The sequence below is a fragment of the Novacetimonas hansenii JCM 7643 genome (assembly GCF_000964405.1).
GTDB lineage: Bacteria > Pseudomonadota > Alphaproteobacteria > Acetobacterales > Acetobacteraceae > Novacetimonas > Novacetimonas hansenii.
In genome coordinates this window covers 1-785 of the sequence record NZ_BANE01000223.1, presented here as the reverse complement: position 1 = coordinate 785, position 785 = coordinate 1, and the positions used below count along the sequence as shown (strand labels likewise).

Below are 785 nucleotides of genomic sequence, written 5' to 3'. Positions count from 1 at the left end.
CCCGCCCGGTTGGTGGCGGCCAGCACGCGCCCGATGAAGGATCGTCCCTGGCGGGCACGGGGTGAGCGGATGCGACCCGGCCGGACCCGGAAATCGTCATCGCGGGCCATGAAGACCGGGACCTTGCGCTAACACATTGAAAACAAGCCAATCACGCGATCGGACACCTTGGGATGGGAAAATGACCTTGTGAAAACCCCAGAAAAACCGCCCTCCCCAACCATGCCGCACCTTGCGGCTTTTATCTTGCATTAGCCGCCAAAGACCCGATCCCCAGCGCAACCGCCGTTCCCCCGTCTTCCCGGCTCTCCGCACCATCGGCAGCCGCACGTGGCCGATCATGGTGCCTGCTCCATGGAGACGGGCACGAACAACGCCTCGGACGTGCCAGCCGATGTCTGGGGCGTGTGCGGGAAATGGCCGGCAAACAGCGTCTCTTTAGGCTGATTGCGCGCAACGGAGACTCTGCTTTCGTGCAGACCGTCCGCAGGAAACGTGCGCCGGTCGAGCAAGTGCGCGACAGAGGCGACGTAGTCCCGTGTCTCGTGTGGGAGCGGCTGGCCCGTCGCAAGATGGGCCTCATAACGGCCCGGTCCGGCGTTATAGGCCGCCAGAAATCCTGCATTCCCATAGCGGTCGTGCAGCAGGCGGAGATAGCTGGCACCGGCAAGGATGTTGTCCTGCGGATCGAAAGGATCGCTCCCGAGCGCGAGATCGCGACGCAACTCCTGCCATGTGGCGGGCATGATCTGCATGAGGCCCATCGCCCCTTTGGCGGAGATGGC

Annotated in this window: 1 protein-coding gene; it reads right to left on the bottom strand. The window is 63.8% G+C overall.

Annotation, left to right across the window (positions count from 1 at the left end; genetic code table 11):
* Nucleotides 1-338: 338 nt before the first annotated feature.
* A partial coding sequence (locus B7G66_RS13660) for a lytic transglycosylase domain-containing protein (protein ID WP_048859285.1) occupies nt 339-785 on the bottom strand: 447 nt, incomplete at its 5' end.